The sequence below is a fragment of the Alysiella crassa DSM 2578 genome (assembly GCF_000745955.1).
GTDB classification, from domain to species: Bacteria; Pseudomonadota; Gammaproteobacteria; order Burkholderiales; family Neisseriaceae; genus Simonsiella; species Simonsiella crassa.
The window spans coordinates 38,430-63,527 of sequence record NZ_JQKH01000004.1; the positions used below are offsets into that span (position 1 = coordinate 38,430).

Annotated in this window: 20 protein-coding genes; 8 read left to right on the forward strand and 12 right to left on the reverse strand. The window is 46.5% G+C overall.

What is annotated here, in order from left to right; translation table 11 throughout:
* Nucleotides 1–5: 5 nt before the first annotated feature.
* From Q338_RS00730 to mutY, 9 genes are all read right to left on the reverse strand, one after another.
* Nucleotides 6–1,970 (reverse strand): hypothetical protein, encoded by a 1,965-nt coding sequence (locus Q338_RS00730; RefSeq protein WP_034291007.1) that lies wholly within the window; start codon nucleotides 1,968–1,970, stop codon nucleotides 6–8.
* Between the two features lie 102 nt (nucleotides 1,971–2,072).
* Entirely contained in the window at nucleotides 2,073–2,762 is a 690-nt protein-coding gene (locus Q338_RS00735; protein ID WP_051968374.1) for a hypothetical protein, read from the reverse strand.
* Between the two features lie 107 nt (nucleotides 2,763–2,869).
* The gene (locus tag Q338_RS00740; RefSeq protein WP_377896447.1) at nucleotides 2,870–3,355 is read right to left on the reverse strand and encodes a L,D-transpeptidase family protein; all 486 of its coding nucleotides are present in this window, start codon (nucleotides 3,353–3,355) and stop codon (nucleotides 2,870–2,872) included.
* A 179-nt stretch (nucleotides 3,356–3,534) separates the two neighbouring features.
* Entirely contained in the window at nucleotides 3,535–4,755 is a 1,221-nt protein-coding gene (gene dapC / locus Q338_RS00745) for a succinyldiaminopimelate transaminase (RefSeq protein WP_051968375.1), read from the reverse strand.
* 192 nt (nucleotides 4,756–4,947) lie between these two features.
* Complete coding sequence (locus tag Q338_RS00750; RefSeq protein ID WP_034291010.1) at nucleotides 4,948–5,979, reverse strand: DUF695 domain-containing protein; 1,032 nt, start codon at nucleotides 5,977–5,979, stop codon at nucleotides 4,948–4,950.
* A 125-nt stretch (nucleotides 5,980–6,104) separates the two neighbouring features.
* The gene (locus Q338_RS00755) at nucleotides 6,105–7,364 is read right to left on the reverse strand and encodes an RsmB/NOP family class I SAM-dependent RNA methyltransferase (protein WP_034291012.1); all 1,260 of its coding nucleotides are present in this window, start codon (nucleotides 7,362–7,364) and stop codon (nucleotides 6,105–6,107) included.
* A 109-nt stretch (nucleotides 7,365–7,473) separates the two neighbouring features.
* Complete coding sequence (gene acpS, locus Q338_RS00760) at nucleotides 7,474–7,872, reverse strand: holo-ACP synthase (protein WP_034291015.1); 399 nt, start codon at nucleotides 7,870–7,872, stop codon at nucleotides 7,474–7,476.
* A gap of 28 nt (nucleotides 7,873–7,900) precedes the next feature.
* The gene (gene pdxJ, locus Q338_RS00765; RefSeq protein WP_034291017.1) at nucleotides 7,901–8,629 is read right to left on the reverse strand and encodes a pyridoxine 5'-phosphate synthase; all 729 of its coding nucleotides are present in this window, start codon (nucleotides 8,627–8,629) and stop codon (nucleotides 7,901–7,903) included.
* Between the two features lie 142 nt (nucleotides 8,630–8,771).
* Complete coding sequence (mutY, locus tag Q338_RS00770) at nucleotides 8,772–9,800, reverse strand: A/G-specific adenine glycosylase (protein ID WP_034291019.1); 1,029 nt, start codon at nucleotides 9,798–9,800, stop codon at nucleotides 8,772–8,774.
* Nucleotides 9,801–9,916: 116 nt separating this feature from the next.
* On the opposite strand from mutY, the gene Q338_RS00775 reads away from it, so the two are divergent.
* The 4 genes from Q338_RS00775 to Q338_RS00790 all read left to right on the forward strand — a co-directional run bounded on the left by Q338_RS00775 (nucleotide 9,917) and on the right by Q338_RS00790 (nucleotide 14,350).
* A complete protein-coding gene (locus Q338_RS00775) occupies nucleotides 9,917–11,827 on the forward strand; it encodes an ATP-binding cassette domain-containing protein (protein WP_034291021.1) in 1,911 nt (636 codons plus the stop codon).
* 272 nt (nucleotides 11,828–12,099) lie between these two features.
* The gene (locus Q338_RS00780) at nucleotides 12,100–12,825 is read left to right on the forward strand and encodes an SDR family oxidoreductase (RefSeq protein ID WP_034291023.1); all 726 of its coding nucleotides are present in this window, start codon (nucleotides 12,100–12,102) and stop codon (nucleotides 12,823–12,825) included.
* 101 nt (nucleotides 12,826–12,926) lie between these two features.
* Entirely contained in the window at nucleotides 12,927–13,763 is an 837-nt protein-coding gene (panC, locus tag Q338_RS00785; RefSeq protein WP_034291091.1) for a pantoate--beta-alanine ligase, read from the forward strand.
* 2 nt (nucleotides 13,764–13,765) lie between these two features.
* Entirely contained in the window at nucleotides 13,766–14,350 is a 585-nt protein-coding gene (locus Q338_RS00790; RefSeq protein ID WP_034291025.1) for a dual specificity protein phosphatase family protein, read from the forward strand.
* A gap of 57 nt (nucleotides 14,351–14,407) precedes the next feature.
* On the opposite strand, the gene gtfA is transcribed toward Q338_RS00790, so the two are convergent.
* Nucleotides 14,408–15,862 carry a sucrose phosphorylase gene (gene gtfA / locus Q338_RS00795; protein ID WP_034291027.1) on the reverse strand — a complete coding sequence of 485 codons (1,455 nt, stop codon included), beginning with the start codon at nucleotides 15,860–15,862 and terminating at the stop codon, nucleotides 14,408–14,410.
* A 278-nt stretch (nucleotides 15,863–16,140) separates the two neighbouring features.
* Between gtfA and Q338_RS00800 the strand changes: the two genes are divergently transcribed.
* Genes Q338_RS00800 through Q338_RS00810 form a run of 3 tightly spaced genes read left to right on the forward strand, consistent with a single transcriptional unit; the run spans nucleotide 16,141 to nucleotide 18,887 of the window.
* A complete protein-coding gene (locus Q338_RS00800) occupies nucleotides 16,141–17,022 on the forward strand; it encodes a DUF808 domain-containing protein (protein WP_034291029.1) in 882 nt (293 codons plus the stop codon).
* Nucleotides 17,023–17,067: 45 nt separating this feature from the next.
* On the forward strand, nucleotides 17,068–17,850 hold the full coding sequence (locus Q338_RS00805) for a glycosyltransferase family 2 protein (protein WP_034291031.1): 783 nt from the start codon (nucleotides 17,068–17,070) through the stop codon (nucleotides 17,848–17,850).
* Nucleotides 17,850–18,887 (forward strand): glycosyltransferase family 4 protein, encoded by a 1,038-nt coding sequence (locus Q338_RS00810; protein WP_034291033.1) that lies wholly within the window; start codon nucleotides 17,850–17,852, stop codon nucleotides 18,885–18,887. The genes Q338_RS00805 and Q338_RS00810 overlap by 1 nt, the downstream gene beginning before the upstream one ends.
* A gap of 132 nt (nucleotides 18,888–19,019) precedes the next feature.
* Here Q338_RS00810 and potE read toward each other — a convergent pair whose 3' ends face one another.
* Both potE and Q338_RS00820 read right to left on the reverse strand, forming a co-directional pair.
* Entirely contained in the window at nucleotides 19,020–20,336 is a 1,317-nt protein-coding gene (gene potE / locus Q338_RS00815) for a putrescine-ornithine antiporter (RefSeq protein WP_034291036.1), read from the reverse strand.
* A 315-nt stretch (nucleotides 20,337–20,651) separates the two neighbouring features.
* Entirely contained in the window at nucleotides 20,652–22,817 is a 2,166-nt protein-coding gene (locus tag Q338_RS00820; RefSeq protein WP_034291093.1) for an ornithine decarboxylase, read from the reverse strand.
* A gap of 588 nt (nucleotides 22,818–23,405) precedes the next feature.
* Between Q338_RS00820 and ettA the strand changes: the two genes are divergently transcribed.
* Nucleotides 23,406–25,079, forward strand: a complete 1,674-nt coding sequence (gene ettA, locus Q338_RS00825; protein ID WP_034291038.1) for an energy-dependent translational throttle protein EttA — start codon at nucleotides 23,406–23,408, stop codon at nucleotides 25,077–25,079.
* Nucleotides 25,080–25,098 lie beyond the last annotated feature (19 nt).

The following is a 25,098-nucleotide window of genomic DNA, read 5'->3' on the forward strand; positions in this document are numbered from 1 at the left end:
AAATCTCACAACACATCACGCCAACTTTTGCGCCACCACAAACGTGGCGTATTTTGCTGTGGCGCGAAAAAGTCGTCCATGCCCAAATACAGAGATTGAATCACGGTTTCCGCCACCGCCGTATCGGGCAAGGTGTCGGCGTTGATGGCAATGCTGCCGTTGATGAATTGCGTTTCATCGCCTGCGTGCATAAAGGGGAAAAGGGCGAATAAATACAAAGGCTTCTTGCCCTGATAAACGCACATTTCCAAAGCCATCGCGTCAAAACGCCCTTGTGGTAAATTGGCAAAACTTTCGTAGATAAATGCTTGATGTTGCACACGTTCTGGATTTTTTTTCAACATTTCGCGCCCACTTTGCATGGCTTCGGCAATGCTGTCGGTGTTTAATTTTAATAAATTAATGCCCGCGCCATTGGGTTGCACCAAAGTGGGGGTAAACAAATCCGCCTGCTGCCGCTTTTCCCACAACGCCCACGCCGCACCAAAACCCGCCGCCTTGAGCGCAAGCTGCCATTCAAACGGCAACTTACTGCGCGTAAATTCGGTTTTCGGCGCAATTTGCAGCAGCGAACCGCGATATTTTTGTTGAATTTCAAGGGCTAATTCGGTGCAAGTTTGCGGTTTGGGGTGTTGCCAAATTTGCGCGGTAATCAGTTGCAAGGGGAAAAACAGTTTGCCGCCAATCAACGCGCCATAGCGATGGAAAAATTCATTGGGCAAGGCTGGCTGAAATTGTTTTGCTTCCTGATAATTCAAAAATTTCAATGAATTATTAGACAAATGCGCCGCCGTTCTCGCCCAATAAAAGGCGCACAAATGCAGGAAATTTTGCGTGTGCGGCGCAGCAGCAAATCGGGTAAATTCGGGTTGGCTGGTGCGGATAATGTTCAATAATTTGTCTAATTTTTCAAGGGAATGCTGATTGTAATCCAAGCCAATATCGCGTAAATCATCGGCGTAGGCAACATAGGGCGTGGGGCAGCCATCGGGCGACGCGCCACGCACAAATCCATCAACGGCGCGGCGTGCCACTTGGTTGATGTCGGTGTGGTCGGGCTGGTGTTCGGCGACTTGGGTTTCTTCGTGGCGCAAATAGTCCAGCCAACCTGTGCTGCTGACGGCTGGATTGGTAAACATTTGCTCCACAATCCCCAAAACGGGCGTTACCACGCCATTGCCCAAATCGGCAACGATGCTGTCAAAAAAGTCTGCCGAAACAGGCTGTTTGGTGATTTCAGCCAGCCTGTTGGCATTGTTCCACATAATCGTTTGCCCCAATTGTTTGGCAACGGTTTCGCCAATATAAAATCCGAGCAATAAGAATAGGTTGCGATAAGCTGGCGTTTGCACCGCCCAACGGCGCACGGTGTCGGGGCGCAATTGATGGTGTTTGGCGAGCAGGGTAATGAGTTTGTCAATTTGCTGCAAACTGGTTTCGCTAAAATCAAAGCTAATGCTGGTGAGCGCGGATTGGTTCGCCAAACCTTCGGGCAAGGCTTTTTTCTGCAAAAATCGCCCTAAAATCAGGTGGCGCAATTGCAATTTATCGGCGTTCAGCCCAAAGCAAAGCAGTTGCCACAGGGGACGGTCTAGTTTGATTTCGTGGTCGGGGCGGTCTATGGCGTGGCAAACGGCTTGCACGACTGGGAAAATGGTCATGCCTGTGCCAATGGTGCCATCTTCATACCATTCGGTTGGTACGCCACTTTGATTAGCTAAATAATTTGCCAAATAGGCGGCGAGTGTGTTGATGAAATTCGCGCCCGATGGTTTTTGCTTAATGCTGCGGCTGGTGTATTCGGTGGTGGTGCGAATTTGTGTAAGTAAGCGATTGATTCTTTTGATACTATCGGGTGTGTAATCCAGTTTGAGTGGCTGCCACACGGCAGGAAATGCCAAGCCACCCATGGGCTGCTGATTGTGGTGCAGACAATCGAGTAATTCTTGCATTTGGTCGGCGATGGGCATGGGGATTCCTGTTTTTATTAATTATCAACGAAATAATATTATAAAAGAAAAAACATTCAGGCAGCCTGAAAATCCGCCTAATTTTAACTGAAACGCACCCAATCAACCACACCCACAGTCCAATCGTCTGTTTTTCGGGCAAGTATCGCACATCATCGTGTCTGAATCGCGCCGATAATGTTGGCAACAAGCCAACATGTTTACCTGAAACGTATCGCCCACCCAAAGCAATTCGCCAAAACACCGCGCCGCAATGGTTTCCCGCCAAACGCGTTCCCCATATTCCACTTCCGCCCGAGTTTGCCAGCCAAAACGATGTGCCGCCGCCAATGCTTTCAATATGCCATCGTAGACAAAATAATGCGCCAATTTTTCGCTGATTTGCCAATGGGGGGCGCACAAGGCGAATTGTTCTGCCGTCCAAATTTGCAAATTTTGCCACGCTAATTCAATGGCTTGTTTGGGTGTGTGGTGGTGCAAAATTTGTTCAGGCAGCCTGAAAGAATCGGTGAACGCTGCCGCCGTTTCGTGTGCGCCACCACGCAAATCCACCGCAAACCCACGCGCCGCCACCCACACCGCCACATACGCAGGCTGCCACAACCACAATTGCCATGTTCGCGCCGCCCAATACACGTCATCGGCTTGCGGGTGGGCGGCGTGTAGATTGGCAAATAATTTGTGTAATTCAAATTCTTGTGTTTTCAGGCAGCCTGAAACGGTTTGGGTGGACGCATTGAGCGCGGGAAATAGGCGATTGCATTCGCTCAATAGGTTTGATAATAAAATCATATCATAGTCGTTTCAAATTAAAAGAAGACAAGGCGACAGCGACCGCCGTGTACACCTAGTACATAAGGGAGCTGGCAACGCCGTATTATTTTAATTTGAAATGACTATTATGGTTTAATTTCAATCGGCGCATTATGCACCACGCTGCGAAACAGCTCGTCCACTTCTTCATCGGTAACGGCAATGCAGCCATTTGTCCAATCGTGGCGCAAATGTTGCCGTCCCAACGCCCCCGAACCATTGGGCAAACCGTGAATTTTAATCAGCCCCCCCGCGCTTTTGCCTTGCGATTGGGCAAATGCGGTATCTTGTTGATTTGGATAGGAAATGCCCAAATTTTTATGGTAGCCGCTTTGGGCGTTGCGCTCATTAATGCGGTACACGCCTTCGGGGGTTTTGCCATCGCCTTCAAATTGCTTGTGTCCGATGGGCGAAAAGCCCAGCGAAATATCGTAGCTTTTCAATAAATTATCGCCATCGTAGGCAAACATTTTGCGCTCACTTTTATGCACCACCAAACGCGTGATTTGCGCGTTTTCAGGCAGCCTGAACGCGTTTTCGGGCGACACAGGCGGCACGGGGCGCGTAAACATCAACACGCCACCGACCAATACCATCAATACCAATAGGCTGATTAAAATCAATTTTTTCATTTAATCACTTTCAGGCAGCCTTTCAGTACACGACAATTTTTACAAACGCCCAAAATGTAGGGTGCGTACCACGCACCAAATCATTCAAATAATTGAAATTTCGGTGCGTAATACGCACCCTACATGAATTTTGTCGTGTACTGTAAGGCAGCCTGAAAATACGTGTCGTACCAAGCGATAATCCGCTCTGCCGCTTCCACGCATTTTTCCAACTCGTCCACCAGCGCAATGCGGACAAAACCCACGCCCGAATTGCCATGTGGCGTATCCCGCGCAAAAAATCGCCCTGCCAAAACTTGCACACCTGTGGCGCGATACAATTCTTGCGTGAATTTCAAATCATCGCCATCGGGAATGTGCAGCCAAATGTAAAAAGACGCGTCTGGCAAACGCACCTCAAATTTTTGGCGCAAAATGGGCAATACGCGGTCAAATTTGGCTTGATATTGGGCGCGGTTTTCAATCACATGGGCTTCATCGTTCCACGCGGCAATGCTGGCGCGTTGCACGGGCAAACTCATCGCGCTGCCGTGATAGGTGCGATAGAGCAGAAAATCTTTCAACAATTTTGCGTCCCCAGCCACAAAGCCCGAACGCAAACCTGGTACATTGGAGCGTTTGGATAAGCTGGTAAACATGACCATTTTGTCAAAACCGCGTCCCAATTCCGCCGCCGCTTGCAGGCAGCCGAGCGGTTTTTTGCCGTCAAAATAAATTTCCGAATAGCATTCGTCTGACGCAATGATGAAACCGTATTTGTCTTGCAAATCAAACAATTCTTGCCAATCTTGTTTTTGCAACACGCTGCCAGTTGGATTATCGGGCGAGCAGACAAACACCAATTTACAACGCGCCCAATGTTCATCGCTCACTTGCGACCAGTCGGGCAAAAAGCGTGGCGCGGTGGTGTTGGCGAACACGATTTCGCCACCGCCCAAAAATGTTGCGCCTTCATAAATTTGGTAAAACGGATTGGGGCTGACGATAACGGGGTTTTCCTGCTCATTCAGCACCACTTGCACGAATGAAAACAGGGCTTCGCGGCTGCCCAAAACGGGCAAAATTTCGGTTTCGGGGTTGAGCGTTAAACCATCGTAGCGGCGTTTGAGCCAGCCTGCACACGCCTCGCGCAATTCAGGCAGCCCGAGCGTGAGCGGATATTTGGACAATTCGTCCAATGAATTGATGAGCGCGTCTTTCACCACTTGGGGTGTGGGGTGTTTAGGTTCGCCGATGTAGAGCGGAATTTCGGATAAATGCGCGGGCGGGGTAATGCCTTGCATGGCTTCACGCAAGCGGGCGAAGGGGTAGGGTTTAAGTTGTTGCAAATGGGGGTTCATTTTTTTTAATCCTTTGATGATTGTGTTGAATGATTTTTCAGGCTGCCTTACAGTTCACGAAAAAAATCGTAGGGTGCGCCGTGCGCACCAAATTTGCCACAATATTTAAATAATTCAGTTATTTGGTGCGCACGGCGCACCCTACATTTTCGTGATTGGAAAAGGGTCGTGTATTTTCAGGCAGCCTGAAACTCATTGACGATAATGTACCCAATTCGGGTCATATTCACAATTAATCTGCGTGTTTAAATGCGAAAATTTCGCGCACAATTTCTCCGCTTGCGCCAACAAAATTTCAGGTTCAGACGTTACCGCAAACACCGTGCGCATACCTTGCGACAAATTCATCACGCTTAAAGTGGGAATGCCTTGCTGATTTTGTTGAGCGTAGCTGTCAAATTCATCTTGTAAATCGTAGGCAGCCTGCACATCGTCTTCGCTACCGATTTCGCAAGTGATGGCAAGTGTCCACGCCATATCGGCACGCCCCAGCAAGCTGTTCGCTGACTGATTGCGTGTCAACACCAGCGCATCTTGTTCCCCATCTTCTTCCACTTGGGCGACCGCGTATTGCCATTCGGGTTCGGGATACGCGCCGTTGCGACCGAGTGCCAACCATGTTTGGCGCAATTTTTCAGGCAGCGTGTCCAATGGTTCAAATTCATCATTGGCTTGTGGTATAAAATCCACCGCGCCAATTTTCACCGCGCTGTTCCATTCGCCCAAAATATGGTCAAGCATAATAAACGTCATATTTTGCGCGTGTGGCACAAATTCATCGTCAATTGTTTTGGTAAACGCGATTTCCAGCGCGGGCATTTCGCGCCAAACGTCTAATTTCACCACAATATCGTTTACTGCCAATTCAAAGCCGTTCATACCCATCATAAAATTGCCAATATCGGGCATGGCTTGACGGAAACCACGCACGGGGCAGGGTAAATTTTTCGGGGCTTGCGTGCACACCGCTTGCACTTGAATAAACCTGCCTATTACCCCATGCGCGGTAAACACGATGGTGCTGTGAGTAAATACATTGTCGCTGGCAGACAAATTTGCATTTTCCAATTCCAATGAAATATCAGGCAGATACTGTTGCAAAATCTCATTGCTTTGTTCCATCACTTCGGGTGCGGACAAATGTTGAAAATTCGGATACGCCGCCAACCATGTTTGCCAAAAATCTTGGGCGCGTTGCTTGTAGTCAATTAATTGGTTTAACATTTTGATTTCCTTATTGTTTAAAATTTCAGGCTGCCTTTCAGTACACGATAAAAACAACAGTAGGGTGCACCCTACATTTTCTGCCTTGTTATTTTGTTTTCATACCAAAGGCAGCCTGAAAATCATCAAGCCTTACGCTGCAAAACCGCCGCAAAAAAACCGTCCGTGCCATGCTCTGCCGTGTTCAGCTCCAAAAATTTGCCCGTATTTAAATCCACTTTTTGCGCCGCCAAAATATCGCCACAATCCAACCATTCAAATTCAGGATTATTTTCTAAAAAATCAATAATTTGATGTTCATTTTCTTCGGGTAACACGCTGCAAGTGGCATACACCAAACGCCCACCGCCGCGCACCAATTGACTGGCAGCCTGCAAAATACTTTGCTGTTCTTTCAATAATTTAGCCAAAGTTTCAGGCGATTGACGGTATTTCAAATCAGGATTGCGGCGCAACGTCCCCAAGCCCGAACACGGCGCGTCCACCAACACACGGTCGGCTTTGCCGTGCAATCGCGCAATGCGTGGGTCGTGTTCACTTTCAATGCGCTCTGGCGTGATATTGGTTAAACCTGCGCGGGTCATGCGCGGTTTCAAATTTGCCAATCTTTTTTCTGATACATCAAAGGCATAAATCCGCCCCTTGTTTGCCATTTGTGCGCCGATTGCCAAAGTTTTGCCGCCTGCGCCCGCGCAAAAATCCACCACCATCTCGCCCCGTTTCGCGCCCACCAATTGCGCCAATAATTGACTGCCTTCGTCCTGCACTTCCAACGTGCCGTCCAAAAACAATTCGTGTTTGTTCAGCGCAGGTTTGTCGGGGAAGCGAATGCCGTGTGGCGCGTAGGGCGTGGCGATGGCTTTGGGGAACTCGTTTTGCAGTTGCGCCAAAATGTTGTTGCGTTTGCCCTTGAGCGTGTTTACGCGCACATCAAGCGGCGCGGTTTGCGCCACGCTGCGCCCAAAGGTTTGAATTTGCTCGTCTTCCCAATGAACTTGTAAACGCGTAATCAACCATTCAGGCAATTCGGCAATCGTGTTCAGGCTGCCTGAAAACTCGGTTTTACGCGCTTTGACGTTAGCAAGAAATTCCTGTTCATCTTCTTCCAAAAAATCAGACAATTGCGAAATATTGAAACCGCGCCCCAACACCAAAGCCGCTAACGCTGCTTTTCGCGCTTGAGCGTGCGGACGGCGCAAAATCGCCGCAATTTTTTGATAATGGCGCAACGCCGCAAATGCCGTTTCCGCGATTTCATGGCGGTCAGTGCGCCCTAGTTTGTGATGATTGCGGAAATATGCGGAAATGACCGCGTCAGCAGGTTGTTGAAAAGTGAGCATATTTTCTAAAACTTGGGCGGTATGATTCAATTGATGTGCATTCATGATAGCGATTTCAAATTTAACAAATAAAGCAGATTCTACCCGAAAAAAGGCAGCCTGAAACGGAAAAATCCATCTTCAGGCTGCCTTATTTAAAATTAAATAATTGAAATTAAAGTAATTCTGCTACCACATAAGCGACAACATAACGCTCTTCATCGCTCAAACTCAAATGCACTTTGCCAATGCCTTTGGCTTCAAGCCATTGTTTTAATTCGGCTTCAAACACAAATTCGGGTTTGCCCAAATCTGTGTGTGTGATGTTGATGTTGTGCAGACTCACAGGTTCGCGCACCCCCATGCCAACTGCTTTGGCAAACGCTTCTTTTGCTGCAAAACGCTTCGCCAAAAAACGCACCGCGTCCGCGCTATTTTGTTGCGCGAAACGGTTGGTAAATTCCAATTCTTCAATGCGTGTTAAAATGCGGCGCGGCAGGGCTTCACCGTATTTTTTGTATAATTGTTCAATGCGTTTGATGGCTAAAATATCTGTGCCGATACCATAAATCATGAGTAAAATCTCCAGAATTATCAGTTTATTATGCTTGAGCCACTCGAGCGCGGAACATGGCTTCTTTCATCTGTTCAATCGCTTTGGGTAAACCCAAAAACACCGCTTGGGCAATCAAAGAATGCCCGATATTTAATTCCACAATTTGCGGAATTCGCGCAATCGGCGCAACATTTTGAATGGTCAAACCATGTCCTGCATTCACCGTCATGCCTAAATTTGCCGCAAATTCGGCAGCCTGCACAATGCGCGCCAATTCCGCCGCCCGACCATGCGCGGGCGCGTCCGCATACGCCCCCGTGTGAATTTCAATCACACGCGCCCCCACATCAAAAGCAGCCTGAATTTGCGCCAAATCCGCACCAATAAACAGCGAAACGCGAATATCATTATCGTGCAAAGTTTGCACATAATCCGCCACTTTTTCTTGTTGCCCCAACACGTCCAAACCGCCTTCGGTGGTAACCTCTTCGCGTTTTTCAGGCACAAGGCAAACGTCTTCGGGGGCGACCGTGATTGCATTTTCCAGCATTTCTGCTGTCATTGCCATTTCCAAATTCATGCGTGTTTTGATTGCCTGTTTGATGGCAAACACATCGGCGTCTTTAATGTGGCGGCGGTCTTCGCGCAAATGCAGCGTAATCAAATCTGCGCCGTGCGTTTCGGCGATTAATGCCGCTTCCATCGGGCTGGGGTAGCCTACGCCACGCGCATTGCGCAGCGTGGCAACATGGTCAATATTGACACCTAATAACATATTTTCTCCTAAAAATTGAATGTAGGGTGCGTACCACGCACCAAATTGTTCAAATAACTGCTTATTGGTGCGTATACACACCCTACATAAGTTTTGCCGTGTACCAAAAGGCAGCCTGAAAATCAGTAAACACCTAACTGAATTAGAATAATAACATAGACTGCCTGAAAAAAACCGAAAGTGGCTTCGGCAAACCCAAATCTTCGCTATTTTGCAACCAAATCCCTGCACCCACAGGCTGCCCACCTTTTGCGCTAAACGGCATAATTTCCAACAAACGATGGGTTAAACGATGAGTAATCGCCGCTTCTTCCTGCAAATCTTCGGGTAACACGCCACATTGTGCGGCAAAATCCATCATCTCCGCCAAACTGTCAAAACACGGCACACAATACAATCCTGCCCAAATCCCTTTTTGCGGACGTTTTTGCACCCAAATCGCGCCATCATCGCGCCGCAAAATCAGCCAAAACAAGGATTTTTGCTTCACCGCCACCGCCGATTTTTTGCGCGGCAATTCGGCAATGCGATTTTCTGCATACGCCACACAATCCGCGCTCATGGGACACGATGGGCAATCGGGCTTGCTGCGTTTACACACGGTCGCGCCCAAATCCATCAAACCTTGCGTATAACTGGGCATATCAGATTGATTTTTCGGTAACAATTCTTCTGCGTGCGCCCACAATTGCGTTTCAAATTTTTTGTCGCTGGGGTCGCCGTCCAAACCGAAAACGCGGCACAATACGCGTTTCACATTGCCGTCCAAAATCGTTTCGCGCTGCTGAAAGGCAAACGCCGCAATCGCCGCCGCCGTGCTGCGCCCCACGCCGCATAATTTTTCTAACTCATTGCGCGAATGGGGAAATTTCCCGTCAAACTCATTGACAATTTGCTGCGCCGCTTTGTGCAAATTGCGTGCGCGACTGTAATAGCCCAGCCCCGCCCACAGTTGCAACACGCTGTCTTGTTCCGCCGCCGCTAAATCATGTACGGTGGGGAAGTGATTGATAAATTTGGGATAATAGTCTAATACGGTTGCTACTTGCGTTTGCTGTAACATGATTTCCGATAGCCACACGCCATACGGGTCTTGCGTTTGCCATGGTAGGTGGTGGCGACCGTGTTGGCGTTGCCAAGTGATTAATTTGTCTGCGAATTGTGTTTTCATGAGGGTTCAGGCTGTCTGAAAAAATCGCATTTAAACACATATTCAGGCAGCCTGAAAACCGTTTTTCCGCTAAAATATGGACAACTTAAATTTAATATATTGATAAAGAGAAAAACATGAGCATTTTGGCATTGGAAAACGCCAGTTTCGCGGTCGGACACGTTCCGCTTTTGGACAAAACCTCGTTTCAACTCAATCAGGGCGAAAAAGTCGGCTTGATTGGGCGCAATGGCGCGGGCAAATCATCGCTGCTGAAAATTTTGGCAGGCGTGCAAAAATTGGACGATGGGCAAATCATTGTGCAAAATGGGTTGAAAATCGTTTATGTGCCGCAAGAAAGTTTCTTTGAAAATCAAGATACTGTGTTTGATGTGGTGTCGGCGGGATTGGGCGAGTTGCGCGATGTGTTGCGCGAATATCATCGCGTGAGTTTGGCTTTGGAACAAAACCACGATGAAAATTTAATCAGCCAACTCAACGATTTGCAAAACCAAATTGAAGCGCAAAACGGTTGGCAATTTGACGCGGCAATCAAGCAAACAATCGGCGAACTTGGGCTGCCTGAAAATGAGTTAATCGGCAATTTGTCGGGCGGACAAAAAAAGCGCGTGGCTTTGGCGCAAGCGTGGGTGCAAAAACCCGATATTTTGCTGCTGGACGAACCGACCAACCATTTGGACATTAACGCGATTATTTGGCTGGAAAACCTGTTGCAAGGCTTTTCAGGCAGCATGGTGGTGATTACCCACGACCGCCGTTTTTTGGACAACATTGCCAAGCGCATTGTGGAATTGGACAGGGGCATTTTGCGTTCATACGAAGGCAGTTTCCGCCAATATTCGGAAAAAAAAGCACAAGAATTGGCGGTGGAAGCCGAACACAATCGCCTGTTTGACAAATTCCACGCCCAAGAAGAAGTGTGGATACGCAAAGGCATTGAAGCGCGGCGCACCCGCAATGAAGGGCGCGTTCGCCGTTTGGAAGAATTGCGTAAACAACGTGCCGCGCGGCGCGAGCGCGTGGGGCAAGTCAATTTCAAACTGGATGCAGGCGAAAAAAGCGGCAAAATCATTGCCGAATTGGAAGACGCGAGTTTCCATTATCCCAACAAAAAGATCATGGAACGTTTCACGACCGTGATTCAGCGTGGCGACAAAATCGGCTTAATCGGTGCAAATGGCGTGGGCAAAACCACGTTTTTAAAGCTGATTTTGGGCGAATTGCAGCCGACTTTCGGCAAAATCCGCTTGGGCAGCAAGCAGGAAGTGGCGTATTTTGACCAATTCCGCAGCGCGTTGAACGAAAACGACACGGTGTTTTACACCTTGGGGCAGGGCAACGATTTTGTGGAAGTGGGCGGCAAGAAAAAACACGTCATGAGTTATTTGGAGGATTTTTTGTTCCACCCAGCGCGGGCGCAATCGCCTGTTTCATCGTTGTCGGGTGGCGAGCGCAATCGTTTGTTGCTGGCAAAATTGTTCACGCGCCCTGCCAATATTTTGGTGCTGGACGAGCCAACCAATGATTTGGACATTGACACGCAAGAATTGTTGGAAGAATTGTTGCGCGATTACGCTGGCACGGTGTTTTTGGTGTCGCACGACCGCGAATTTTTGGACAATGTGATTACGCAAAGCATTGTGTTTGACGGTTCAGGCAGCCTGAAAGAATATGTGGGCGGCTATCAGGATTATGTGGACGCCAAACAGCGCGAAGACAAAATTCAGGCAGCCGTGTTGCCCAAAAATCAAACTGAAAATCAAGAAATTAAGGAAAAACCCAAAGCCAATCGCACGGTCAAATTGTCGTACAAAGAGCAACGCGAATTGGATGCGCTGCCCGATGAAATTGCGGCTTTGGAGGCGGAGCAAGCGGAGTTAGCCGAACAGTTGTCCAATCCCGATGTGTTTAAAGATTATGAAAAAGCAGGCAGCCTGCAAAGTCGTGCCGAAGAAATTGAATTGATTTTATTGGAAAAATTGGAACGTTGGGAAGTGTTGGAACAGAAACAAAATGGGGTGGTGTGATTTTCAGGCTGCCTTTTAGTAGGGTGCGCCGTGCGCACCAAACGATTTGAATGATTAAAATAGGGTAGTGTATTTGGTGCGCACGGCGCACCCTACGATTATTTTTGTTGTGTACCGAAAGGCTGCCGAAATTACGTTAAACAGTTGAATTAACAAAAAAGTGTGGCAATAATACGCCACCGATTTTTATTTTCCTGTTATTTATTTTCAGGCTGCCTGAAGAGTGTGGCATAATGTATTTGTTTAATTTTTTGAATGAGTTAGGATAAGTAATGTCAGATTTGGCTTTGCAAAATAAGCATATTTTGGTAACAGGCGCATCACAAGGCTTGGGTGAGCAAGTTGCCAAAGCGGTGGCGGCGGCTGGTGCAACGGTGATTTTGGTGGCGCGTAGCCAAAAGCGTTTGGAAAAGGTGTATGACGATATTGTCGCGTTGGGCGGTCAAGAGCCGTTTGCGATAGTATTTGATTTAATGACGGCAAAAGAAGATGAGTTTGCCCAATTGGCTGCCACCATCGCGCAAGCCACAGGCGGTAAACTAGATGGCGTGGTGCATTGCGCCAGCTATTTTTATGCCGTGTCGCCTTTGGATTTTCAGACGGTGGACGAGTGGATAAATCAGTATCGCATTAATACGGTTGCGCCTATGGGCTTGAATCGTGCCTTGTTCCCGATGTTGAAGGAATCGCCTGACGCGTCTGTGGTGTTTGTCGGCGAAACGCATGGCGAGTTGCCCAAAGCGTATTGGGGGGGGTTTGGCGCGTCCAAAGCGGGGGTGAATTATTTGTGCAAAGTGTCGGCGGACGAGTGGGAACGCTTTACGCATTTACGCGCCAATGTGCTTGTACCTGGGGCGATTAATTCGCCGCAACGCGTGAAAACCCACCCAGGGGAAACCGCCAGCGAGCGCAAAAACATGACCGATATCACGCCTGCTTTTGTGTGGTGGTTGAGTGAAGCCAGCAAAGGGCGCACGGGCGAAATTGTTTATCTGTAAATCATGACCATCAATTCAGGCAGCCTGAAACGCTTTCAGGCTGCCTGAAAATGTTTTTCGCGGTACAATTTCATTTTTTACTGTTGAAAAATATTCAAATTATGAAAATTATCCATACCATCAAAGAATTACGCCAATGGCGACAAAGTGTGCAAAGCGTGGCATTTGTGCCGACGATGGGCAATTTGCACGCGGGACATTTGGCTTTGGTGCAACGCGCCCAAAGTGAAGCGGAACATGTGGTGGTGAGCATTTTTGTCAATCGCCTGCAATTTGGGCAAGGGGAAGATTTTGACCGTTATCCGCGCACGCTGGAACAGGATGCGGCGAAATTACGCGATGTGGGCGTGGCGGTGCTGTTTGCGCCCGATGAGCGCGAGTTGTACCCGAATGTGGCGCAAAATTATCAGGTGGAACCGCCGCATTTGCAAAATGAATTGTGTGGCGCGTTTCGCCCGAATCATTTTCGTGGCGTGGCGACTGTGGTGTGTAAATTATTCAATATTGTTCAAGCAGATACGGCGTGTTTTGGCAAAAAAGATTATCAGCAGCTTGCCATTATTCGCGGCATGGTGGACGATTTGAATATGCCCATCAAAATTGTGCCTGTGGACACGGGACGCGCGGACGATGGCTTGGCTTTGTCCAGCCGCAACCAATATTTGAGCGCAACGGAACGCGCCGAAGCCCCCAGAATGTTCCAGCAATTACAATGGCTTGCTGAACAAGTGCGCGGCGGCAATCACGATTATGTTGCTTTGGAGCAAGCGGCGGCGGCAGAATTGACGGCGCACGGTTGGCAGGTGGATTATGTGGAAATTCGTGAAGCAGGCAGCCTGAATGTGGCGCGTTTGGGCGATAAAAATTTGGTGGTGTTGGCGGCGGCGCGATTGGGTACAACGCGTTTGATTGATAATTTGGAATTTCAGGCTGCCTGAAAATGAAATCGTGGATTTTTCTGTTGCTTTTATCGCTTAATTTGGCGGCTTATGCTCATCCAGAGATTGCGCCAACTCGCCCCGAAACATGGGCGCAAAGCGTTCACAGCGCGGCGAATTTGTATCGCGTGGACGATAAATTGTACCGCAGCGAACAGCCAATTGGCGATGATGTGGCAATTTTGTTGCAAAATAAAATCAACAGTATCATCAATTTACGCTATTTTAATCGCAAGAAAGACCAACAAATATTTTCGTCCCACGCTGGTGTAAAACTGATTAATCAGCCACTTTTAACATGGCGTGTCAAACCGAAACACATTGCCGCCGTTTTGTATCAAATTGAGCAAAATCAAAAAGATGGCGCGGTATTGGTGCATTGCTATCATGGTGCAGACAGAACGGGGATTGTGGTGGCGTTTTACCGCATGGTGTACCAAAATTGGTCGTTGGACGCAGCGAAAGCGGAGATGATGGGCGGCGGTTTTGGTTATCATAGCGTGTGGAAAAATTTGGAAAATTTGTTTACAGAACAAAATCTTGCCGATGTAAAAGCCGAGTTGAACCAATTGCGCCAAATGCGTTAATTAAACTAATAGGCAGCCTGAAAACTTTTCAGGCTGCCTGAATTGAATCAAATCACATTACAACGTGATTTCGCGCGTTACACCATTTGCCGTTTCGGTAATTTGGAAGGTGCGGTTTTCGGTGTTTGCCACCAATTTGGCGGATACGCCTGCGGCTTGATTGTCCCACACGATTTCCAATTCTTTCGCGCCCAAGGCTTTCACGCTGAATGCGCCATCAAACGCGGCAGAAGTGTTGCGGAATTTCAGCAAATTGAACAGTTGTTGCACCACTGGGCGTTGTACCGTTTCATCAATTTCTGCCAAAGAATAATAATGGCGGTTGATGTTGCGACCTTCTTTGGTGCGTTCCAGCAATTCAATGTCGTTTTCGCCAGCCAGCAAGCCCACATAGTAAATTTGCGGAATACCAGGGGCGAAACATTGCAACACACGCGCCAAAATATAGGCTTGGTCGTTGTTGCCCAAAGCGGAATAATAGGTGCAGTTGATTTGGTAAATGTCCAAATTGTTGTATTCGGCGGAGCTGTATTTTTTCTTCACGTTTGCGCCTTGTGCGTACAGGGCTTCGCGTGTGGCTTCGCATTCTTCGTCTGTCATCAAATCTTTCACGTCCACCACGCCAATGCCGTCATGGGTGTCCAAAGTGGTGAATTGTTTGCGTGGGCAGATTGCCATCCAATTTACCAAACGGTCTACATTGCCGCTAAACAGGGTGTGCAACACCAGCATGGGCAAGGCAAAATCGTAAACATAATAATCGTGTTCGGCAATTTTCAACTGGATTGTGTAGTGTTCGTGGATTTCAGGCAGCACGGTAACATTGTGCGCGTCCAACACATCGGTGCATTCTTTCAGCGTTTCCCAAATATCGGGTTCAACAAAGAAACAATTTGTGCCAATGCGTTTGTTGGCATAGGCAAATGCGTCCAAACGGATAATGGCTGCGCCTTGTTTGCTCAAAAATTCCAGATTGTCTTTGATGAATTTTTTGGTGGTGGCGGTGGTTACGTCCAAATCCACTTGTTGCTCGTCAAAGGTACACCATACTTTTTCTGATGTGCCATCGGCAAATTCTGCCATGCGATAGGGGGCGCGGGGTTTGCGTTTGTAGATTAAATCCACTTGTTCTTCGGTGGGTTCGCCGCCAAAATCTTTCCAGAAATCTTTGTAGCGAATGAACAAATCGCGGTATTCGGATGCGTCTTTTTTTGCCAAAAAGTCTTTAAAATAAGGCGATTGGGCGGAAATGTGGTTCACCATAAAATCAAACATCAGGTAATAATCTTTTGCCAAAGCCTGAATGTCGTTCCAATCGCCAAAGGCTGGGTCCACTTTGGTGTAGTCCATGGGTGCAAAGCCACGGTCGCCCGATGATGGGAAAAACGGCAAAATGTGTACGCCGCCAATCACGCCTTGTAAATGTTTTTCCAAAACGTGTTTTAAATCTTTTAAATTGTTGCCCAAGCTGTCGGAATAGGTAATGAGCATGGCTTGATTTTTGACTTGCATGGTGGTTTTCCTTAAACAAGAAAGTTTGTGAAGATAACTGTGTCATTTCTACAAAATATTAACACAATTTAAAAACACAGTAATACAAGCATTGGATACTTTGTGTTAAATAATTGATTATGAAATTATTTTTATATGACACCGATGTCAATTTATGGCGGTCATAGTCTGAATGTAAATTTACCCAATCTTTCAGGCTGCCTGCACATCTACTCCCCTAAAATCAGTCAAAATAGCGTAGAATAGAGAGTTTATTTTATTTTCAAGGAAATCATCAAATGGCTTTTGCCTCACTTTTTACCCTTTTAGACGACATCGCCAGCGTGATGGACGATGTGGCTGTGATGACCAAAATGGCGGCGAAAAAAACCGCAGGCGTGGTGGGCGATGATTTGGCGTTGAATGCCAATCAGGTTACAGGCGTGCGTGCGGAACGCGAATTGCCAATTGTGTGGGCTGTGGCAAAAGGTTCTTTGATTAATAAGGTTATTTTGATTCCGATTGCTTTGGTGTTGGCGGTGTTTGCACCTGCTTTGATTATTCCCTTGTTGATGATAGGTGGCGCGTTTTTGTGTTTTGAAGGCGTGGAAAAATTATTACACAAATTCCTGCATAAACATGATGATACGCACGACACCAGCCACAAGGAAAGCAATGGCGAAGACGAAGCCGATAAAATCAAAGGCGCGATTCGCACCGATTTTATTTTGTCGGCTGAAATTATTATTATCGCGCTAGGTGTGGTGAAAGACAGCTCTTTGATGATTAAAATCATGGCATTGTCGGCGGTTGGTGTTGGGATTACGGTGGCGGTGTATGGTTTGGTGGCGTTTATTGTGAAAGCGGACGATTTTGGCGCGTATCTGATCACCAAAGGGCAAGGCGTGGCAAAAACGATGGGGCAAGCGATTTTGTGGTTTATGCCATGGTTTATGCGGGCATTGAGTGTGGTTGGTACATTGGCGATGTTTTTGGTGGGTGGCAGCATTTTCACGCACAATACGCCAGCGATTCATCACTTTTTGCATGAGAAACATTGGGATACGGGCATAATGGCGATGTTGGCAGATTTGAGCGTGGGCGTGGTTGTGGGGGCGATTGTGTGCGCGGTGGTGTTGCCGATTTTGAGTTGGTGGGAAAAACGTAAAAAAGCGGCGTAATCAATATTCAGGCTGCCTGAAAACCTTTGTCGGATAAGCAAAACCATGAATACAAATCCTTTGCTCACAGTTGCCCTAATTACCAAAAATGAGGCACACCAATTGGCGGCGTGTCTGGACAGTATTGCACCACTTCATTGTGAAATTATTGTGATTGATTCGGGTAGCACGGATAATACATTAAAAATCGCGCAACAATATGGCGCAAATTGCCATATTTTTAGTGATTGGCAGGGCTTTGGTGTACAGCGCAATCGCGCTCATGAATTTATCCACACGCCTTGGGTGTTGTGGCTGGATGCAGACGAACGTTTGAGTGAGCAAACTTGCCAAGATATTTTATTCAGGCTGCCTGAAACGCCCGCAGATGGAAGAACTGTATTTTCTATCAACCGTTTAACCATTGCTTATGGACATGCTATTCGGCATTGTGGTTGGTATCCAGACCGCGTAGTGCGTTTGTATCCTGTGGCACATTGTGCTTACAATTTTGATTTGGTTCATGAATCTGTACAAACTCAGCCTGAAACGAAGATTATCCCATTAGCCGACCATGTTTATCATGAAACATATACTGATTTAAATCAACACCTTAATAAATTGATGCATTACACTAGTGCGTGGGCGCAGCAGTATCAAGGCAAACGCCAAGCCTCGCCCATTAGTGCATGTTGGAAAGCCTGTTTTTCATTTTTGCGAATTTATGTGTTGAAAAAAGGAGTTTTAGATGGCAAAGCAGGTTTGATTATCGCGGTGATGGGTGCAATTTATACTTTTGTTAAATATACACAATTATGGTTATTAAACCAAAAAAGTGAGCGTATGTGATGAAAATTGTTCATGCGAATTTGGCGCGTGGTTTTCGTGGAGGGGAACGGCAGACAGTTACCCTCATACAAGCCTTATCTCAACAATATCCTGATATTCAACAAGTTTTGCTCTGCCGAGCCGATTCGCCCATGCGTGAAATGTTGAAAAATCGTGAGCATATTCAATTTGTTGATGCAAATAAACAATGGCAAGGGCATTTTGCTATTGGGCAAGCCGATGTGATTCATGCGCACGAAGCTAAAGCTGTGCATTGGGCGTGGTTGCACCATTTGGTTTGGAAAACGCCGTATCTCATCACGCGCCGTGTAGATTTTCCTTTGAAAAACAATTTTCTGGGTAAGCAGACTTTTGGTAATGCACACGCTATTATTGCCATCTCACAAGCCATTCAAACACGATTACAGTCATTTTCGCAGAATGTAGATGTGATTACCGATGCTTATTCAAGGCTGCCTGAAAATCCACCAACCATTGAAAAATTACAAAAACAATTTGCTAATCGTTTTGTGATTGGGCATATTGGTGCGTTGGTGGACAGCCATAAGGGGCAATTGGATTTGCTGCAAGTGGCGCGACAATTTCGCCAACAATATCCCGATTGTGTGTTCCTATTTTTGGGGCAAGGCGCGGACGAGGCGATGTTGAAAGCACAATCGGCGGATTTGGACAATGTGCATTGGCTGGGTTTTCAAACTGATGTGGGCAGTTATTTGGCGGTGATGGATTTGTTTGTGTTTCCATCGCGGACAGAGGGTTTGGGGTCGGCTTTATTGGATGCGATGGTGTATAATGTGCCGATTATTGCCAGCCGAGTAGGCGGCATTCCTGATATTATTCAACATGAAAACAATGGTTTATTATTTGAAACTGGGCAAACTGTGCAATTAGCCGAGCAAATTGAAAAAATGTATCACAATTCTGTGTTCAGGCTGCGTTGCGCGGCAGCGGCGAAACAACAATTGGCAAATTTTTCGCCTGAAAATATGGCAGCAAAATATATGGTGCATTATCAGAATGCGGTTCGGGCTACCTAAAAAATCATAAAAGCCACGCAAGCGTAGTTTGATTCTGAGGTTTGCTACATAACTATTTGATTTGATATAAAATAAGGCAGTCTGAAAACCACATTTTGCGCTTTCAGGCTGCCTGAATATTATTTAACTCAATCAAAACGGCTGTTTCAAATCATATTTGGTAGAAACCACTTTGCCGTACAACACCCAACCCGCAAACACCGCCATACCGCCCCAGAACATCGCTTCTTGCCCCGAACCATACAGCGCGTAAAAACTGTACAAATTACCAATGAAGGCAATGATGCTGGTAAACACCATTTCCTTGCGTGGCACATTTGCCGCTTTTTGCAAGACAATAATCGCCGACATAGACAAAATATACGGAATCAAATTGGTTACCACCGCTAAATTCACCAAAATATCAAACTGTTTGCTCAAACCTTCGTCCATAGTCATAAACGCCAAAGCCGTTTGTACCGCCGCAATGATGCTCATGCCCAAAACAGGGGTGTTGGTGGCGGTTACTTTGCCAAATTGGGGAATAAAATAGCCCTCGTCTGCGCCTGATTTAAACACTTGTCCAATGGTAAATTGCCAACCCAATAATGAACCCGTGCAAGACAAAATCAACAACGCCATCACAATTTGTCCCACCGTATGATTAAACATACTGGCAAACACCAAACCAAACGGTGCATCACTTGCCGCCAAATCCGCGTTTGGCACAATCCCTGCTACCACATTAGTAGAAACAATATAAATAATTGCGGTAATTAATGTTCCCCATAATACGGCAATGGGTACGTTTTTTTCTGGATTTTCAACCGCTTCTGAGTTGGCACAAGCCGATTCTAAACCCAAAAATGCCCATAAAGTAATCGCAATAGACGCTGGTACGGCTTCAAAAAAACCCATATTGTGCGGATTCCATGCCTCTGCGTACATACTCGGACTAAACCAAAACCAACCCAGCAAAGACACACCAATCACAGGAATAATCGCGCCCCAAACCGTTACGCTACTGATTTTCCCTGTAATGCGGGCACCACCAAAATTGGCAACCATCGTCAGCCAAACAAAGGCAATTGTACCCAATGCTACGCCCAATGGCGACAAATTCCAACCCATAAACGCCGCCAAATACCCCACAGCCGAAATCGCAATCGCCACATTCGCAATCAACAAAGACACGGCATAAGTATAATTCGCCATAAAATTACCGCCTTTGCCAAACGAATATTCCGCATAACCGCCCATGCCCCCTGATTTGGTGCTAAAACGTCCGCATTTGGCAAACGCATACGCCAAACACATTGACCCTACTGCTGTTACCAACCACGACAAAATGGAAATCGTGCCGACTTTCGCCAATTTTGCGGGCAACATGATAATGCCCGAACCCATCATGTTTACGACTGTTAAAATCGTGAGTTGCACCACACTCATTTTGCTTTTATTTGTTGCCATGATTTTTTTCCTTTTTGAGGGATTTTCAGGCTACCTTTTACTACCCTACAAATTTTTGCCTACTACCCACCTGTTCCCTCTCCCGTGGGAGCAGACTTGCCAAGTTCTGTACTTCGTAGGGGCAGATTTCATATCTGCCCTTTCTACGATATTTGAATTGTGGTACTTCCCACAAGGCGGATATAAAATCCGCCCCTACGACACGATGAGAACTTGGCAGGTCTGCTCCCAAAGGAGAGGGGGTAGATGGTAGTATTTCAACCATTGTGGGCAATATTTTATTTTTCAGGCAGCCTGAAAACTATTTCCCTTGTTTTAATTTTCCAAATCAATCACATAACCAAATGCACGGCGTGAACCATCTTCCACCTTTTGCAAATACACGCCTTGAATTTCAGGTTCAAACCCTGGTAAGCAATTGATGCCTTCTTCCAAAGCCAAGAAGTATTTTTGCACCGCGCCACCCCAAATTTCACCTGGAACCACACACAACACACCTGGGGGATACGGTAATGCTCCTTCCGCCGCAATTTGCCCTTCAATTTCGCTCAAGCGCACCAATTTCACTTGATTGCGAATCAAACATTGTTGGGCGTCATAAGCCGACATCGCCTGTTTGCCCCAACCATCATGGCGGAACATATCGCGTTGCAATTGCTTCATATTATTGCGTTTGTAGAAATCGTGCATTTCTTGGCACAAACGGCGAATGGTGTAACCACGATAATAATCTTCGTTTTTGCCATAAACAGTTGGTACAACGTCTTTCATCAGGCTATTGTTTTCAATGTGTTTTTCAAATTGGGCAATCAAAGCCACCAAATGTTGCATTTTCGCCAGACTTTCGGCTGGTGTCAGCAAGAATAAAATGGAATTCAAATCGCATTTTTCAGGCACAATGCCATTGTCACGCAAGAAATTCGCCAAAATGGTCGCTGGAATACCAAAATCTTGGTACTCCCCCGTTTCCACATCAATACCAGATGTGGTCAATAACAATTTGCATGGGTCGACAAAATATTGATTTTCGCCATAATTGGGGAAAGAATGCCATTTAGCATCGGGTTTAAACTGGAAGAAACGCAAATCGTCCAACATGTTTTCGGTGGGGTGGTCTTGCCATAATTTGCCGTCCACCGTGTCTGGCACAAAAGGCTTAATCATGGTGCAATGTTTCAACAATAATTTGCGTGCTTCAATGCCTACGCGCACACAATCGCGCCACAATTTGCGTCCTGCTACACCCTCATGCATACGTGCATTCACGTCTAAAGCTGCAAACATTGGGTAGAAAGGGCTGGTTGATGCTTGTAACATAAAGGCATTATTGAAACGTTTATGATTGCAATAACGTTTTTGTCCTTTGATATGACGGTCTTTTTTGTGAATTTGCGAAGTTTGTGAGAAACCCGCTTGTTGTTTATGCACGGATTGGGTAACGATAATACCTGGGTCGTTTTCATTTAATTCCAATAATAAAGGCGAACAATCACGCATCATCGGAATAAATTGTTCATATCCTACCCAAGCCGAGTCAAATAAAATGTAATCACATAAATGACCAATTTTATCAACTACTTGTCTGGCATTGTAAATTGTGCCGTCATACGTTCCCAATTGAATGACCGCCAAACGGAATGGGCGTGGCAAATCAGCACGTTCAGGTGCGACTTTGCGGATTTCTTCACGAATGTATGGTTCATCAAAACACGCTGCGTCAATTCCGCCAATAAAACCATAAGGATTACGCGCGGTTTGTAAATAAACAGGTGTTGCGCCATTGATGATTAATGCGCCCATGTGAATGGATTTATGATTATTACGGTCAAATAAAACCAAATCGCCTTTGGCAAGCAATGCGCTGGTTACCACTTTATTAGAAGAAGATGTGCCATTTAAGACAAAATAGGTTTTATCGGCATTGTAAACTTTGGCAGCGTGCTGTTGTGCGGCGCAGGCTGCCCCTTCATGAATTAATAAATCGCCCAATTTCACATCGGCATTGCACAAATCGGCACGGAACAGGTTTTCGCCAAAAAAATGGAAAAATTCGCGTCCAGCAGGGTGTTTGGCGAAAAATTGTCCGCCCTGATGTCCAGGGCAATCAAAAGCGGCATAACCGCGTTTGGTGTATTCTTTTAATACGCTGAAAAAAGGAGGCGCGAGTTTGGCGGTGTAATCATCAGCTACGGCATCAATTTGTTTGCCATAATAATGGCGATTACCAAAACCCAATTGAATCACGCCTTTGAGTTTGGGCAAAATGCCATCGGGAATGCTTTCTTCTGGTTGCAAAGCGATAAACACAGGCACATCAAAACCTGTTTCTTCCATTTTTTCAATGGCATAGTAAATATCGTCTGCTGAAGCCACCGCCGCCGCGATATTGGTAAAATCGGTTTGGCGAATATCCACCATTTCATATTCGGAAATAAAACCAGCTTGAACGGATGGACTGGCTGCGACTTTTAATGTTTTCATGCTAGATACTCCATTAAATTGATAAATTGTGCTGCTGTTTAGCCATTTTACGCCCATTAATTTCATATTAGCAAAAGGCAGCCTGAAGTTTTTTATTGCGAAAAATATTGATTTTGTGAAATTTTATATTTAAATTTGAGCAAATTTGACGAATAGGGCGGTTTAGATAAGTCCATAAAGCATTTATTGATACAAAATGCTGAACTGGGGTTTTATTGATGTAAATTAATAAATAAATAGTTGATTGAATTTAAAAAAATTTAATTAAATTTCATTGGGATTTTTATTGGTGTAATTAGATAACAAATGATTTTTGATTGAATATGAATAAATTGGGTGTAAGATTTTCAGGCTGCCTGACAAGTACACGACATTTTTTACAAACACCTAAAATGTAGGGTGCGTACCACGCACCAAATGATTCAAATAATGTGGAATTTCGGTGCGTAATACGCACCCTACATGAGTTTTCTCGTGTACTGTAAGGCAGCCTGAAACTGCTTTTTATGTCAAAATTTGTTAAAATGCCGATGATGTGAAACACAAACAGCAACTTTTTCTTTTTGTTTATTTTTTGGAGCGAGAAATATGTCTCAATACGTTTATTCCATGTTGCGCGTGAGCAAAGTTGTGCCACCGCAAAAAACCATCATCAAAGACATTTCCCTGTCGTTTTTCCCTGGTGCGAAGATTGGCTTGCTGGGTTTGAACGGTGCAGGCAAATCCACCGTTTTGCGGATTATGGCGGGTGTGGACAAGGAATTTGAAGGCGAAGCCGTGCCAATGAGCGGCTTGAAAATCGGTTATTTGCCGCAAGAGCCAGAACTTGACCCCGAAAAAACCGTGCGCGAAGAAGTGGAAAGCGGTTTGGGCGAAGTGGTTGCCGCGCAAAAGCGTTTGGAAGAAGTCTATGCCGCCTATGCCGAGCCTGACGCGGATTTTGACGCGCTGGCAGAAGAACAAGCGCGTTTGGAAGCGATTATTGCCGCAGGTTCGTCCAGTAGCGGTGGCGCGGAGCATGAGTTGGAAATCGCGGCAGACGCATTAAGGCTGCCTGAATGGGATGCGAAAATCGCCCATTTATCGGGTGGCGAAAAACGCCGCGTGGCTTTGTGCAAATTGCTGTTGTCCAAACCCGATATGTTGCTGCTGGACGAGCCGACCAACCATTTGGACGCGGAATCCGTTGAATGGCTGGAACAATTTTTGGTGCGTTTCCCAGGGACGGTGGTGGCGGTAACGCACGACCGCTATTTCTTGGACAATGCGGCAGAATGGATTTTGGAGCTTGACCGTGGGCATGGTATTCCTTGGAAAGGCAATTATTCATCTTGGTTGGAACAAAAAGAGCAGCGTTTGGCAAACGAAGCCAAATCCGAAGCCGCGAGAATTAAGGCGATGAAACAAGAGCTGGAATGGGTGCGCCAAAACGCCAAAGGTCGCCAAGCCAAATCCAAAGCGCGTTTGGCGCGTTTTGAAGAAATGTCCAATTACGAATACCAAAAACGCAATGAAACGCAGGAAATTTTCATTCCTGTGGCAGAGCGTTTGGGCAATGAAGTGATTGAATTTGTAAATGTTTCCAAATCGTTTGGCGACCGCGTTTTGATTGACGATTTGAGTTTCAAAATCCCAGCAGGTGCGATTGTGGGCGTGATTGGTGCGAACGGTGCAGGTAAATCCACGCTGTTCAAGCTGATTTCGGGCAAAGAGCAGCCTGATTCGGGCGAAGTGAAAATCGGTCAAACCGTCAAATTGTCTTTGATTGACCAAAGCCGCGAAGGTTTGGGCAACGACAAAACCGTGTTTGATGAGATTGCCGAAGGGCGCGACATTTTGCAAGTGGGGCAATTTGAGTTGCCTGCGCGCGCGTATTTGGGGCGGTTTAACTTCAAGGGCAGCGACCAAAGCAAAATCGTGGGCAATTTGTCGGGCGGCGAGCGCGGACGTTTGCATTTGGCGAAAACGCTGATTGCAGGCGGCAATGTTTTGCTGCTGGACGAACCGTCTAACGATTTGGATGTGGAAACCTTACGCGCTTTGGAAGACGCTTTGCTGGAATTTGCAGGCAGCGTGATGGTGATTTCGCACGACCGTTGGTTCTTGGACAGAATCGCCACCCACATTTTGGCGTGTGAGGGCGATTCCAAATGGGTGTTTTTTGACGGCAACTATCAGGAATATGAAGCGGACAAAAAACGCCGTTTGGGTGAAGAGGGCGCAAAACCGAAACGCATTAAATATAAACCTGTAACACGTTGATTTTGTGGTATTCAGGCAG

Bases quoted from the DNA above. Each gene is read 5' to 3' on its own strand.
- Q338_RS00730 (WP_034291007.1), bottom strand. From the start codon at position 1,970: ATGCCCATCGCCGACCAAATGCAAGAATTACTCGATTGTCTGCACCAC.
- Q338_RS00735 (WP_051968374.1), bottom strand. From the start codon at position 2,762: ATGATTTTATTATCAAACCTATTGAGCGAATGCAATCGCCTATTTCCC.
- Q338_RS00740 (WP_377896447.1), bottom strand. From the start codon at position 3,355: ATGTTTACGCGCCCCGTGCCGCCTGTGTCGCCCGAAAACGCGTTCAGG.
- dapC (WP_051968375.1), bottom strand. From the start codon at position 4,755: ATGAACCCCCATTTGCAACAACTTAAACCCTACCCCTTCGCCCGCTTG.
- Q338_RS00750 (WP_034291010.1), bottom strand. From the start codon at position 5,979: ATGTTAAACCAATTAATTGACTACAAGCAACGCGCCCAAGATTTTTGG.
- Q338_RS00755 (WP_034291012.1), bottom strand. From the start codon at position 7,364: ATGAATGCACATCAATTGAATCATACCGCCCAAGTTTTAGAAAATATG.
- acpS (WP_034291015.1), bottom strand. From the start codon at position 7,872: ATGATTTATGGTATCGGCACAGATATTTTAGCCATCAAACGCATTGAA.
- pdxJ (WP_034291017.1), bottom strand. From the start codon at position 8,629: ATGTTATTAGGTGTCAATATTGACCATGTTGCCACGCTGCGCAATGCG.
- mutY (WP_034291019.1), bottom strand. From the start codon at position 9,800: ATGAAAACACAATTCGCAGACAAATTAATCACTTGGCAACGCCAACAC.
- Q338_RS00775 (WP_034291021.1), top strand. From the start codon at position 9,917: ATGAGCATTTTGGCATTGGAAAACGCCAGTTTCGCGGTCGGACACGTT.
- Q338_RS00780 (WP_034291023.1), top strand. From the start codon at position 12,100: ATGTCAGATTTGGCTTTGCAAAATAAGCATATTTTGGTAACAGGCGCA.
- panC (WP_034291091.1), top strand. From the start codon at position 12,927: ATGAAAATTATCCATACCATCAAAGAATTACGCCAATGGCGACAAAGT.
- Q338_RS00790 (WP_034291025.1), top strand. From the start codon at position 13,766: ATGAAATCGTGGATTTTTCTGTTGCTTTTATCGCTTAATTTGGCGGCT.
- gtfA (WP_034291027.1), bottom strand. From the start codon at position 15,862: ATGCAAGTCAAAAATCAAGCCATGCTCATTACCTATTCCGACAGCTTG.
- Q338_RS00800 (WP_034291029.1), top strand. From the start codon at position 16,141: ATGGCTTTTGCCTCACTTTTTACCCTTTTAGACGACATCGCCAGCGTG.
- Q338_RS00805 (WP_034291031.1), top strand. From the start codon at position 17,068: ATGAATACAAATCCTTTGCTCACAGTTGCCCTAATTACCAAAAATGAG.
- Q338_RS00810 (WP_034291033.1), top strand. From the start codon at position 17,850: ATGAAAATTGTTCATGCGAATTTGGCGCGTGGTTTTCGTGGAGGGGAA.
- potE (WP_034291036.1), bottom strand. From the start codon at position 20,336: ATGGCAACAAATAAAAGCAAAATGAGTGTGGTGCAACTCACGATTTTA.
- Q338_RS00820 (WP_034291093.1), bottom strand. From the start codon at position 22,817: ATGAAAACATTAAAAGTCGCAGCCAGTCCATCCGTTCAAGCTGGTTTT.
- ettA (WP_034291038.1), top strand. From the start codon at position 23,406: ATGTCTCAATACGTTTATTCCATGTTGCGCGTGAGCAAAGTTGTGCCA.